13 protein-coding genes, 1 pseudogene and 1 riboswitch are annotated in these 12460 nt (G+C 62.9%); of the genes and pseudogenes, 5 read left to right on the forward strand and 9 right to left on the reverse strand.

Annotation, left to right across the window (positions count from 1 at the left end):
• The 9 genes and pseudogenes from Q0S16_RS19680 to Q0S16_RS19720 form a co-directional block, all read right to left on the reverse strand.
• A partial coding sequence (locus Q0S16_RS19680; protein ID WP_295851863.1) for an efflux RND transporter permease subunit occupies positions 1-1522 on the reverse strand: 1522 nt, incomplete at its 3' end.
• Positions 1522-2949, reverse strand: a complete 1428-nt coding sequence (locus Q0S16_RS19685; RefSeq protein ID WP_295851865.1) for an efflux RND transporter periplasmic adaptor subunit — start codon at positions 2947-2949, stop codon at positions 1522-1524. The genes Q0S16_RS19680 and Q0S16_RS19685, both read right to left, overlap by 1 nt.
• Before the next feature lie 232 nt (positions 2950-3181).
• Positions 3182-3586, reverse strand: a complete 405-nt coding sequence (locus tag Q0S16_RS19690) for a FixH family protein (protein ID WP_295851868.1) — start codon at positions 3584-3586, stop codon at positions 3182-3184.
• 97 nt (positions 3587-3683) lie between these two features.
• Complete coding sequence (locus tag Q0S16_RS19695; RefSeq protein ID WP_295851870.1) at positions 3684-4040, reverse strand: hypothetical protein; 357 nt, start codon at positions 4038-4040, stop codon at positions 3684-3686.
• Positions 4041-4139: 99 nt separating this feature from the next.
• Positions 4140-4616: a DUF411 domain-containing protein gene (locus Q0S16_RS19700; protein ID WP_295851873.1), complete on the reverse strand. Its 477-nt coding sequence runs from the start codon at positions 4614-4616 to the stop codon at positions 4140-4142.
• A 310-nt stretch (positions 4617-4926) separates the two neighbouring features.
• A complete protein-coding gene (locus Q0S16_RS19705; protein WP_295851875.1) occupies positions 4927-5508 on the reverse strand; it encodes a tyrosine-protein phosphatase in 582 nt (193 codons plus the stop codon).
• 128 nt (positions 5509-5636) lie between these two features.
• A pseudogene (locus Q0S16_RS19710) lies at positions 5637-5813 on the reverse strand (EamA family transporter); the annotation flags it as partial.
• 26 nt (positions 5814-5839) lie between these two features.
• Complete coding sequence (locus tag Q0S16_RS19715; RefSeq protein ID WP_366517846.1) at positions 5840-7654, reverse strand: DUF190 domain-containing protein; 1815 nt, start codon at positions 7652-7654, stop codon at positions 5840-5842.
• 113 nt (positions 7655-7767) lie between these two features.
• Positions 7768-7845, reverse strand: a riboswitch (Fluoride riboswitch).
• Between the two features lie 62 nt (positions 7846-7907).
• Entirely contained in the window at positions 7908-8681 is a 774-nt protein-coding gene (locus Q0S16_RS19720; RefSeq protein WP_295851878.1) for a hypothetical protein, read from the reverse strand.
• A 179-nt stretch (positions 8682-8860) separates the two neighbouring features.
• Between Q0S16_RS19720 and Q0S16_RS19725 the strand changes: the two genes are divergently transcribed.
• From Q0S16_RS19725 to fetB, 5 genes are all read left to right on the forward strand, one after another.
• On the forward strand, positions 8861-9286 hold the full coding sequence (locus Q0S16_RS19725; RefSeq protein ID WP_295851880.1) for a hypothetical protein: 426 nt from the start codon (positions 8861-8863) through the stop codon (positions 9284-9286).
• A gap of 7 nt (positions 9287-9293) precedes the next feature.
• Positions 9294-9746 carry an SIS domain-containing protein gene (locus Q0S16_RS19730; protein WP_295851883.1) on the forward strand — a complete coding sequence of 151 codons (453 nt, stop codon included), beginning with the start codon at positions 9294-9296 and terminating at the stop codon, positions 9744-9746.
• A gap of 43 nt (positions 9747-9789) precedes the next feature.
• Positions 9790-10662: an undecaprenyl-diphosphate phosphatase gene (locus Q0S16_RS19735; protein ID WP_295851893.1), complete on the forward strand. Its 873-nt coding sequence runs from the start codon at positions 9790-9792 to the stop codon at positions 10660-10662.
• 91 nt (positions 10663-10753) lie between these two features.
• Positions 10754-11320, forward strand: coding sequence for an ATP-binding cassette domain-containing protein (locus tag Q0S16_RS19740; RefSeq protein ID WP_295851885.1), 567 nt, complete (start codon positions 10754-10756; stop codon positions 11318-11320).
• A complete protein-coding gene (fetB, locus tag Q0S16_RS19745; RefSeq protein ID WP_295851888.1) occupies positions 11317-12108 on the forward strand; it encodes an iron export ABC transporter permease subunit FetB in 792 nt (263 codons plus the stop codon). The genes Q0S16_RS19740 and fetB overlap by 4 nt, the downstream gene beginning before the upstream one ends.
• Positions 12109-12460: the final 352 nt, after the last annotated feature.

The following is a 12460-nucleotide window of genomic DNA, read 5'->3' on the forward strand; positions in this document are numbered from 1 at the left end:
GGTTGATCGGATTCTTGTGTTCCGGAACGATCCGCCCGCGCACGAAAATAACCATCAAGGCCGGCACCAGCGTCACCGACAGGATCGCGGCTGCCGCCATCGCAAAGGTTTTGGTGAATGCGAGCGGGCTGAACAGTCGCCCTTCCTGCGCTTCCATGGTGAAGATCGGCAGGAACGATACCGTGATGATCAGCAGGCTGAAGAACAACGGCGGCCCGACTTCGCTTGCGGCCTCTATCAAGACCTCCAGTCGCGGCTTGTCCAGTGGGGCCCGTTCGAGATGCTTGTGGGCGTTTTCGATCATGACGATGGCGCCGTCGACCATGGCGCCGATCGCAATCGCGATGCCGCCGAGGCTCATGATGTTGGAGCCGATCCCCAGCAGCTTCATGGCGCCGAACGCCATCAAAATCCCGACCGGCAGCATGATGATGGCGACGAGCGCGCTGCGCACATGCAGCAGGAACACGATGCAGACCAGAGCGACGACGATGCTTTCCTCGGTCAGCGTCCGCTTCAACGTCTCGATCGCGCTGTGGATGAGGTCGGAGCGGTCGTAGACCGGTATGATCTCGACGCCCTTCGGCAGCGCAGACGCCATCTCGGCCAATCGCGCCTTGACGTTGTCGATGACATCGAGCGCGTTCTGCCCGAACCGCTGCACGGCGATTCCACCCGCGACCTCGCCTTCCCCGTTGAGTTCGGTGATACCCCGGCGCTCGTCCGGACCAAGCTCGATCCGCGCGACGTCCTTCAATAGGACGGGGGTGCCCTTGTCGACCTTGAGCACGATGTTCGAAAGATCAGACAGGCTTTTGACATAGCCTCTGCCCCGCACGATGAACTCGAATTCCGAGAGCTCGACGGTGCGCCCTCCCACGTCCATGTTGCTGCCGCGGACCGCGTCCCGCACCTTCGCGAGCGGGATGTCGAGGGACCTCAGCCGGTTCGGATCGACCACGATGTTGTACTGTTTGACGAAGCCGCCGACGCTGGCGACTTCGGCGACACCCTCGGCTTTGGAGATGCCGTAGCGGATGGTCCAGTCCTGGATGGACCGCAGGTCCGCCAGCGACTTGTCCTTGGATTGCAACGCATACTGATAGACCCAGCCGACACCGGTGGCGTCGGGGCCCAATGTCGGCGTGACGCCGGCGGGGAGCTTACGCGCGGCAGCGTTGAGGTATTCCAGGACGCGCGAGCGCGCCCAGTAGATGTCCGTGCCGTCTTCGAAGATGATGTAGACGAACGAGGCGCCGAAGAACGAGAAGCCGCGAACGACCTTCGATTTCGGCACCGTCAGCATGGCCGTCGTCAAAGGATAGGTCACCTGGTCCTCGATGACCTGCGGCGCCTGGCCCTTGTACTCGGTGTATACGATCACCTGGGTGTCGGAGAGGTCGGGGATGGCGTCCAGCGCGGAGTGCTGCACGGCGTAGAGACCGCCGGCGACGACGAAGACCGTTCCGATCAGGATCAGCATCAGGTTGCGGGCCGACCAGTCGATGAGGCGCGCGATCATTAGGGTTTCCCTCCAGCATCGAGGCCCTTGAGGGCGGCCTTCAAATTACTCTCGGCGTCGATCAGGAAGTTCGCGGAGACGACGACCTTATCGCTCTCGGCGACTCCCTCCTTGATTTCCACCCGGCCGTCTCCGCGACGTCCGAGCTTCACGGCGCGCGGTTCGAACCGGCCGTCCCCCTTGTCGAGAAGAACCAGCTGGCGCTCGCCGCTGTCGATCACGGCGCTGCTCGAAACGGTCACAACCGGAGTTTCGGCTCCCGTTGCGATCTCCACGTCCGCATACATGTCCGGCCGCAGCACGTCGTCCGGATTGGGGAGTTCGATCCTGACGCGCGCGGTGCGCGTCTCTGGTTTAAGGTTCGGATAGATCATCGCGATCTTTCCGGTGAACAGGCGATCCGGATACGCGCGGGGCCGAACGACGACCTTCTGACCGACCTTCAGAAGCGCCAGATCCCGCTCCGCGACGTCGACCATCACCCAGACCAGGCCCCGGTCGACGATCCGGAACAGAATGTCGCCCGGCGCGGCCCGCATTCCGTTGACGGCGGTCCGCTCCACGATCTCGCCGTCCTGGGGAGCGGGCCAGTTCAGATAGACGGGAATCTCCCGGGTGCGTTCGATGTCCGCGATGAAGGCGTCGGGCGCACCGAGATTCTCGAGACGACGGCGTGCGCCTTTCAGTCCCTGGCCTCCGATGCCGGCGTCGCTCCGGGCGTTCAGTACCGACAGATATTCGGCGGCCGCGCTGGACAAATTCGGCCCGTAGACACGCATCAGGGGCTGCCCCTTGCGCACCTGCGAACCGGTGGTGACGTCTGCGACGGTGTCGATGAAGCCTTCGAACCGGAGCGAGACGACGGACACACGCCGTTCGTCCTGCTGGACGGTACCGGGGGCCCTGACCGTCGTATTGAGGGTACGGAGTTCGGCCGCTTCGGTCCGGACGCCGGCTTTCTGCAGCTTTCCCGCGCTGACCTTGACCGAAGAATCGCCGTCCTGCTCGCCTTCGTAAACTGGCAGGTAGTCCATCCCCATCGAGTCCTTCTTCGGGGTCGGCGACGTATCCGGGAGCCCCATCGGATTCCGGTAAAACTTGATACGTCCGGGCTCGGCACCTTTGGCCGCGACGGACTCCGGCACCTCCTCGAAGTTCACGTCCTCGCTGCTTTTGACGACCAGATATTGCTTGCCCGAAGAAGTCTTCGCCGGCGCCAGCGAATACTTTGGCGCGCCGTCCGGGTCGCGATAGTAGATGATTGGCCCCGTTTGGGCCGCGCTTGCATGTCCCGGATCGGCCATCGCGGGCAAGACGGCGGACAGCCAAGTGGGTAACGGATAGTTCGACCGCCCAACGGCCAGCCCCGAACCACCAGCGATTGATGCGGCCGCCAAAATCAGAAATACGATCGATGAACGCCTCATAGCGAGCCTCCCGACAGACGCTTGAGTTCGGCGTGTCCGGACCGCAGTCCGCCCTTGAGCGTCAACGGGTCGAGTCCGACGGCCCGGTACCTGCGCTCGGACTCGAAGACCGGCGAAACATCGGACGAGCCGGGACGGTCGAAACCGAGCGGCGCAGTGGCGACCGGAAATGACCACAGCAATGCTGTGGCCGCCCCGGTGGCAGCGGAACCCGCGATGAAGACCACGCGTGTCACGGTGTGGCCTTGAGGACGAGCTTGCTCTCGACCGTCCCGGTCTCACCCTGAACCTTGGCGCCCAGCGACAACTGCCAGCCGCCTTCCATCGTCATGGCGGCCTTGAACTTGTAGACCCCCGGCTCCGTGCTGGGCATCGCATCTATGGTGGTCTTCATCGACTCCATGCCGTCGGGAGCCATATCGAGCCGTTTGGCGAAGATCACGGCGTCCGGGACCGGTTTGCCGTCCGGCTTGTGGACGAGGCGGACGGCAATGACCGCCTCGCCCGTCTTGACGGTCTTGTCGACGAGTTGGAATTCGTAGTCCTTGACGTCGGCGCGGGCAGTCGTAACGCCAGCGGCCAAGGCAATGCCGATCGCCGCGGCCCAGAGGGCGCGTGTGGAATTGTAACTCTTCATGATGAGATCCTCGATGTCCTGATTTACCGCGAAGGCGGCATGCGTCTATCCGCGCGGCTTTAGGCCGACGCAGTAGCAAGCGGCGTATTGATGCCGATCAGATCAAGATTCGAGGGGGATAGTCTGGAGGGACACCGACGAGGCCGTCGGCCGCGACATCAAAGAGCGCGAAAGACAGCCGTCGGGCCTGGAAGAAAATCTGAACACCGTCGGCATAGGACGGCAGCACTTGTGCAACGCTTAGCATGCACATCGCGATGAGCGGGCAATCCTTGCAGCCGTCGGTCTTGTTCCCGTCCGGACAGCACGGCATGTCTCCGGACATAGCCGACATGTCGGCCATCTCCGCAGCGACCACATGTTTCGCCGCCGCCGGCGTAACCAACGGCGCAAACGCCAGCCCAGCGATCACGAAGACCGCGAGCATTCGACCGAAGAAGCGACGAACATTCATGTTAGGACCATCACACGGACAAGGTCGGATGTGAAGAGACGACAATTCACATGTTCGCCAGCCGCGGAGCGAAACTCGGCCCTGGTAATCGTCCCCACGTCAGGACACGATTTTCGTGCCGAGGAACCGCAAGAACGGCCGATTCCCGTCGGCGGCAAAGAGCATCACGTCGTAGACATCGGGCGTACCGCCTTCCATGCCGGGAGACCCCGCGGGCATGCCGGGGACCGCCAGGCCGAGCGCGGCAGGGCGCGCATCGAGCAGTCGCCGGATGGCCGCCGCCGGCACGTGGCCTTCGATTGCGTATCCGGAGACCTCCGCCGTATGGCAGGCCGTCAGCGACTGCGGAACGCGGAGACGCGTCCGGATCGGTCGCAGGTCCGCGATCTCTTCGACGGTTACCATGAAGCCGGCGTCTCGCAGATGTTTCACCCAACCCGTGCAGCAGCCGCAGTCCGGATCCTTGTGAACCAGAATCATGGTGGCATCCGCCCTGACCACGCGCAGTGGCGCCGCCATGCCCGCCGCAAGCACGGCCAGCGCGCCTCGACGGGTCAATGATGTGAAAGGCTGCATCGGAATTCTCCTGAACTTATCGGTTAGAATGGTGAAGTGTTCACGGGCGGCATTCACGGAAGCGCCTTGGATGTGTCTCGGCTCCGAATGTTGCCCCCGTGTAGCTCAAAAATCAGAAATAATTCGCAGCTCTTGCGTCGCCCCGGGTGGGGTCATCCTTGGGCGCCGATCGGGGATCAAAGACCACGCCGATTCACATCTCGGCACGGCCTTGGCATCGCGGAACGGCCAGTGACATCGCTGCCCAGGCTCGACGGCTCAATGACGTATTCGATGTCTGCGATGGTCCGGGCGTCTCCGATGCGTGCCATCAGTGCGTCGCCGGCGTCAGGCGCGAACGGGACGCGACCCGCTCGAACGTTCGGTCCATCGCCGCCGTCCTGCTTGTCAGCCAGGGAAAGTGACCGTATCGGAATGATAGCTGCTCCGATGCCTCTTGAGCCGGCCGCTTGGCCACCAGCAGCTTGTACAGCGCCGAGGCCACACCGCTTCTGTCGGCGCCGGCTTCGCAATGGATCAGGACCGGCCGCGGTGAATCCCGAAGCAGCCCCGTCAATTGCGTCACCTGATCGTCCGTAAGCTCCCGGCCAGCCGATAGAGCAAAATCCACGTGCTGCACGCCGGCCGCTTGGCTAGCCTTCATCTCGGCGTCATACCAGGGCTGCCCGATATTATTGCCGCGCAGGTTGATGATGGTGCGGATTCCGTTCTCTTCGATGCGATCCGCGAACTGCGAACCGCTGAGCTGTCCGGAGCGGTAGATCACGCCCGCCTCGATCGGATGGAAATTGCCGGTCAGACGCAGATAACCCGCCCAGCCGCCGGCGCCGGCGGCGAAGATTCCGACCGTCAGTCCGAACCGTCTCAACCACAGCATGGCAATGCTTTTCACTTCGGATTTCCTTTGTTGTTGCACGCTCGCATTGAGGTCTCAGCGAATGCCGTGGCGACGCCCAGGATGAAAACCAGGATGATCAGATCAGCCTCGGCACCAAGGCCGAACGCGAGAACGGCCGCGGCAAGCACAGCCCCGCCGTCGATCAGGATCACGCCGAGCCAGTTCGGCAGCGCGAGCCGTTCGCCCAGAAAGAACACCGCGAAGACGGCGACGAACACCACGCTGAGCTTGTCGATCGGAGCGACGCGGGCGGCAACCCCCAGCTTCAGCGCGCGGAAATAGCAGATCCACGAAGCGCCGAAGAACCAGGAGCCGAGCAGATTCTTCATGCCCGCCCCGCCACCTTCGGCTTCAGGGCGTCGTCCGCGGTGAGCGCGTCGCCGACGAGGTCCCAATGTTCGATGTGCTTGTAGATGATGACCTTGCGCTTCAGCAGATCGCCGTGCATCCGGCAGAAGTCTTCAAGTTCATCGCGCGGCGCGATCAGCTCGACGCACATCGTCAGGTCCGGATTGAAAAGCTCGAAGCCTTCATCCTCCAGCTTTCCGCTGTTACTGTAGCCGAAGTGGGTGTGGTGAGCCGTCGCGTTCAAGAAGCCGGCGGCCTTCGCCCGCAGCACCAGTTCGCGATACAGCGGCTTGCTACCGAACAGGCGGTTGCCCACGCCCACGACCTTCTCGCTCGGCTTCATGTAAATCGTGACCATGCCGATTTCCTTGTGCACGAGTGTGCGACGGACCATGAATTCACCTTTCTGTGTGGGAACGGAGGAGTTGGCGGCGCGGAGGCGGACCCGGCCGACGAAGTCGCCGAAGGCCTGGACGTTGAGATCACGGACCTGCCGGACGGACATGTCCGGCGGAATATGGGCGGACGCGGTCTTCGGCGTACCGAGGCGCTGCGACATGTAGATGCCGGAATGGCCGCTGCAGAGGTAGGCCAGGAAGCAGGCGACGGCGATGTAGACCGCGTGCAGCGAGCCGAACAGTTCGATACCCATGATCATGCAGGCCAGCGGCGTGTTGGTCGCGCCGGCGAACAGCGCCACGAAGCCGAGACCGGCAAACAGATCGGAAGGCGCGCCCAGCACATCCGCCAGGGCGTTGCCGAGCGCGGCGCCGATGAAGAACAGCGGCGTGACCTCGCCGCCCTTGAAGCCGCTGCTGAGGGTGATGATCGTGAAGATCGTCTTCCAGAGCCAGCTCCAGGGATCGACATGGCCGGGATGGAAGAAGCCCGCAATCGTCGCGTCGTCGGGATTGGGCGACCACACGCCAAGGCCGAGATATTCACGGGTGCCGAGCGCGTAGACCAGCCCGATGAGGATCGCGCTCGCGATGACCGGGCGCAGCGGCGCGTACGGACAGACCGCCTTGAACGCGGCATTCACCAGGTGGGAGAACTCACTGAAAAACCGCGCGGCCAGGCCGAAGGCGACGCCCGCGATGCCGACCTTCAGGAGCAACAAGGCGTTCAGGTGGAAGCCGGTGTCCTCTCCGGCGTTGGCCAGATAATTGATGGCGTAACGGGTGTGTTCGATGCCCCAGGCGTGGCAACTCCAGTCGCCCGCTATCGCCGCCATCAGGCACGGCAGAAGGGCTTCGTACTGCATACGTCCGATGGTCAGCACTTCCAGCGCGAAGATGGCTCCCGCGATGGGGGTGCCGAACACCGCGCCGAAGCCGGCCGCGATACCCGCCATGAGCAGGATGCGGACGTCGGTGGGAGAAAGTTTGAACGTCTTGGCGAACGCGCTGGCGATGCTCCCGCCAAGTTGCACCGCGGTCCCCTCGCGGCCGGCCGAGCCGCCGACGAGGTGGGTCAGCACGGTGGTGACCAGGATGAACGGCGCCATCCGCAGCGGCACGCCGCCGCCGGGTTCGTGGATCCGCTCGACGATGAGGTTGTTACCACCCTCAGCCGAACGGCCAAACCGCTGATAGGCCAGCACCATCAGGAAGCCGGCCACCGGCATGCCATAGATCAGCCAGGGATAGGCGAAGCGCGCCTGCGTCGCGCGGTCCAGTCCCCATAGGAACAGGGCGCACAGTGAACCCACGATGCAGGCCATCGGGACGACGATGCCCACCCATTTGACGAGGCTGCGGACCTGTTCAAGACGCAGGCCGAGGAAACCCATGGGGGACATCATTGCACGCTGCCCGCTGGAAGGGCGGACGGCGACGCGGTCAATCGGAACGCGATATGGGGATACGTCGGACTCAAAACTCTACTCCTCCGCCCCGAAGGGCAAGTTGAGTAGGAGTCATCAGCTTCTCTCGGAAGCGGTTCGGCCACGATGGCCCGGCAGAATCCATTGCCGTGTGAATTTCGTAGCGGTCGGCCGGTGCCGATGTCAACGGTCGGGCGCAGAAAGCGCCCTCGCCCGGGCATCAGAACGCCCGAGACGCCGGTGCGTGGCTCCCTGCCCGCTGCGGGATCACCAGGAGTCCAATAATCATGAGCAACGCAAAGGCAGCGGTGAGCGTCACGTCGCTGATGCCGAGTCCGCCGCTGGCCGCCGGTTTGTCCAGCGAGTTCGCCAGTGTTGCGCCAAGCGGCCGCGTCAGGATGAACGCCGCCCAGAACAGCGACGTGCGGGAAACCTCGGTGAAGAAATAGAGCGCGGCGATGATGGCAAGCACGACGGCGATCAAGAACGCGCTGTCATTGTAACCCAGAGGCGTCGAATCCGCCATCCAGTCGCCGAGCGCGGTGCCGAGCGTCTGGGAGAACATGATGGTGGCCCAGTAAAAACTTTCGACCTTCGGCGTTGATACGGTGTCGATGGCCACCGACCCTGTCGACCGGTACCACAGCGCGAGCGTCGCGATGACGAGGAAGAAAAGCCCCAGCGAACCACCGAGATACCCGATGCCGAAAGAGCGGTCGAACAGGTCAGCCATCGTGGTACCGGCAAGTGTCGTCGCTGCAATGACGGTCCAATAGAGGAAGGGGTGAAACCGCCGGGAGCGGATCTGAGCGATGACCGTCACGATAAGCAGCGCACCGAAGATGGCCGTCGAGGCGAGATAGCCAAGTCCCATCGTCTGTGAAAGCGCATTGCCGCCGACCTCGCCCAGCGTGGTCGCGATAATCTTTATGATCCAAAACCCGAGCGTAAGCGCGGGAACCTTGTTCAGGGCGTCGTCTTCCAAGTCTTTCATCGGAAACATGCTTTCGTGGTTCACCGCATCGGGACGTGGACCGCCGCGATCGGGACGTTGGATCGGACGCGGTGACCGGAGAGGCGTCGCCGCCAAGGGTTGCGTCCGTCCGTCTGCCATCGCAGATTGAATGAATTATTTGCTACAATGTTCCGATTCAATGTAGCACAACCTACATCATGATCAAAAACACCAAATTACCACCGAAAAATTTCGACCTTTTGAAGCAGCGCCTATTGAGCCATGGCGACAAGCTGTCGCCTACGGCGTATCGCGTGGCGGTGTTCATCAACGAGAACCGCGCAACGGTTCTGGCGAGCTCGGCCGCGGACCTGGCGGCATCGCTCGGCACGTCTGACGCGACGGTCGTCCGGACGGTCCAAGCGCTCGGCTTTTCCGGCATTCCGGAAATGAAGCAGGAATTGGCGACGTCCCTGCAGCGGCCTGCGACGCCTGCCGCTGACATGGGTCGCACCCTCTCGGATATCGGTGGCGACACGGACAAGGCAATTGACCACGCATGTCGAAGCCGTCGGGTCATTGCGGCGTGGCCACGCCCGCAGCGCGCTCACCAAGGCAGTTCAGACGCTTCATCCAGCCGATAGGATTGTCGTGTTCGGCATCGGACCGTCCGCCCCGATCGCCCACTACGTTTCAGTTCTGCTGTCCCGTCATGGCCGCAAGGCACGGGTTCTCGATGCGACCGGTTTTGCATTGGCCGACCAGCTTTTGGACTTGAATAGCCGCGATGCTCTGCTCGTGATGGCGTATGGCCGCGCTTACCGTGAGATCACAGCGGTGTTCGCGGAAGCCCGCCGTCTTCACCTGCCCATCGTCCTGATCACGGACAGTCTCGAGGCTCAATTGGCCCGCCAAGCAACCGTCATTGTCCCAGCAAAGCGCGGCAAGGCCTCCCGGGCGGCGTTGCACGGAGCAACACTGGTAACCTTGGAAGCTCTGGTTCTCGGGCTCGCCGCCGCGGATCAGCGGCGATCGATGGATTCCCTTCACCGCCTGAACGATCTTCGTGAACTCGTCGCCGGCGACCGCGGCGACGTCGGCTAGATGGCGCCCGCGCGGACCTCCTCACGCAATCGGAAAGAAACACATGGCAAGTATCTGCGGCGGAGCCCTCGACATCGGCTTCGTCGATCTTGGCTACGCCAAGGTCGCGACGCTGGGCGTGCTTCAGGGCATCACCGAACTGCTGCCTGTTTCCTCCACTGCGCATATGAGGCTGGTTCCAGCCCTATTCGGCTGGCAGGATCCCGGCTCCGCCTTCTCCGCCGTGATGCAGCTTGCCGCGCTCGCCGCCGTCATAAGCTACTTCTGGGCGGACATCAGAGGCCTCGCTTTCGGCTCGGTCAGCGCGCTGTCGCGACACGATTTCACCGACCAGCATTTGCGGCTGGCAATGTTCATGGTGCTTGCCACCGTGCCGATCGGCATCGCCGGCATCGCGCTGTCCGGTCTCCTGAACCAGTGCAATTCGCCGCTCCGCAGCCTGACGGTCATCGGCTGGGCGTGCCTCGGCATGTCTGCGCTTCTCGCCATCGCCGAGCGCTTCGCCCGGCACCGCCGGACCGTGGAGCAGGCTTTATTGTACGACGCGTTCGTCATCGGCGTCGCCCAGATCGGTGCCCTGATTCCCGGCGTCTCGCGGTCCGGCTCGACCCTGACGGCGGCGCTGGCGCTGGGCTTCAAGCGGGAGGAAGCGGCGCGCTTCTCTTTCTTGCTGGGCATTCCCGCCATCGCGCTCGCCGGCCTTAAGGAGGTCTGGGAGCTTCACAAGGCGCATCTCGACGCCCACGGATGGTCAGTGCTCGCCGTGGGCCTTGTCGTCGCATCGCTGTCGGCGTTCGCGGCCATCTGGGGATTGATGCGCATTCTTGAGCGCTTTTCATCATGGCCATTCGTGGTTTATCGCGGATTGCTCGGCGCGGGCATCTTGTTCGCCGTCTATACAGGCCTCCTCCTGTGAGCGGGCACCGTCGTCGCACCCACGCGCGCATTCTTCCCGCCGGCTCGGCTCGATGAGCAGCGGCCTTGCACTAGCCGGGCTCCGGAGCGCCTTGGCCGGCCCGTTCGATCTCACGCTAGAGCGCGGCGCCTGCGCGTCGATTACCGGGCCGTCCGGATCGGGCAAGAGCCTGCTGCTCCGGATGGTGGCCGACCTCGATCCCAACGAGGGACAGGTCCATCTCGACGGACGAAGTCGCGCTACGTGGTCGGCGCCGGACTGGCGCAAGCGGGTGATCTACGTCGCCGCCGAATCCGGCTGGTGGGCCGAGGACGTCGCGCAGCACTTTCCCGCCACAGAACGAACCGCGGTAAGGGCTATGACTGACCGGTTTGGCTTGAAGAGCGAGCTGCTGGACGGTCCGGTCGCTCGGCTCTCGACCGGCGAAAAGCAACGGCTGGCCCTGGCCCGCGCTCTACTACGGGCGCCCCTGATATTGCTGCTCGACGAGCCGACATCGGCGCTCGACGACGAATCGATAGAGCGCGTCGAACTACTCCTGCGCGAACGCATGACCGCGGGCATGTCGATCCTGATGGTTACACATAACGGTCGGCAGGCGGAGCGGCTGGCCCGGCGGCATTACCTGATGTCGGCAGGAAGATTGGAGCTCGCGTGAACACTATCCCGCTGACTCCCGCCGACGTAGCCACGGCCGCGTCGCTGCTTGTCATCGACGCAGTGCTGTCGCTTTGCCTCAGCATCGGCGTGCATCGGCAGCTTGTCTTAGCCGCGGCACGGATGGTCGTGCAGTTGATCGCGATCGGCTACCTCCTGAAACTGATATTCACGATAAACAGTCCCGCTGCGACGCTGTTTCTTGTCCTGGTTATGGTTCTGGTGGCTGCCCGCGAGGTCTCCGCCCGCCCGGATAACCGATTCACCGGCGGCTTCAACTTGGTTGTGGGCATCGGAGGCGTCGGTTTCGCCACCTTCATCACGGTAGTCTTGGCGCTGACTACCGCGATCCGACCGCAGCCGTGGTACGAACCTCACTACGCCATCCCGCTGGCCGGCATCATTCTCGGCAGCGTGCTCAACTCGGCCAGCCTGTCGCTCGACAGCATTCTGTCGTCGGTGCGCCGCGAGCGCCCGGGAATCGAAGCTCGCCTCTCACTCGGCGGCACCTATCGCGAAGCGGTCGCTCCGCTCGTTCGTAAGTCTATCCGACGCGGGCTACTGCCGATCATCAACCAGATGTCCGCAGCCGGCATCGTCACGTTGCCGGGTATCATGACCGGTCAGATCCTTGCCGGTCTCGACCCGATGGAAGCGGTGAAATACCAGATTTTACTGATGTTCCTGCTGTCAGGCGGCAGCGGGATCGCAGCCGTCATCACGACCTACGCCGCGGCCTGGCGTCTCACCGACGACCGCGGCCGCCTGAGATTGGATCGGCTAATCTGACCGTGACGACAGGGAGACGATTTCGAGGGCGGATGTGGGTGAAGGCGACATTGATGAAACGATAGCCGGGGCGGCCAAACACAGGCTCGCACGGGTCCAGATCGCCAGGCCCTGTTTCTTCGGGAACAGAACCCTGATCCGGCGATTGAAAGGGAATTCAACAGGTAATTACGCATGTTCGATCGATCCACCTTCGCCCAGGACTTCATTGAGCAGCGACAAAGCAGTCTCAAAATAAATCAGAATAATATTTATGGTGCTGGTGTGGTTGTTTTTGATTGTGTTAGGGAGATCTTAACAATCATACACATCAGTCATATAAAATACCTATGTATTTCAACTAAAACTCGTC

The sequence above is a fragment of the Tardiphaga sp. genome (assembly GCF_025356345.1).
Taxonomy (GTDB): Bacteria; Pseudomonadota; Alphaproteobacteria; order Rhizobiales; family Xanthobacteraceae; genus Tardiphaga.

Coding starts and splice junctions, on each gene's coding strand:
- Q0S16_RS19735 (WP_295851893.1), top strand. CDS start 9,790: ATGGCAAGTATCTGCGGCGGAGCCCTCGACATCGGCTTCGTCGATCTT.
- Q0S16_RS19720 (WP_295851878.1), bottom strand. CDS start 8,681: ATGAAAGACTTGGAAGACGACGCCCTGAACAAGGTTCCCGCGCTTACG.
- Q0S16_RS19685 (WP_295851865.1), bottom strand. CDS start 2,949: ATGAGGCGTTCATCGATCGTATTTCTGATTTTGGCGGCCGCATCAATC.
- Q0S16_RS19700 (WP_295851873.1), bottom strand. CDS start 4,616: ATGCAGCCTTTCACATCATTGACCCGTCGAGGCGCGCTGGCCGTGCTT.
- Q0S16_RS19695 (WP_295851870.1), bottom strand. CDS start 4,040: ATGAATGTTCGTCGCTTCTTCGGTCGAATGCTCGCGGTCTTCGTGATC.
- Q0S16_RS19690 (WP_295851868.1), bottom strand. CDS start 3,586: ATGAAGAGTTACAATTCCACACGCGCCCTCTGGGCCGCGGCGATCGGC.
- Q0S16_RS19725 (WP_295851880.1), top strand. CDS start 8,861: ATGATCAAAAACACCAAATTACCACCGAAAAATTTCGACCTTTTGAAG.
- Q0S16_RS19715 (WP_366517846.1), bottom strand. CDS start 7,654: ATGGGTTTCCTCGGCCTGCGTCTTGAACAGGTCCGCAGCCTCGTCAAA.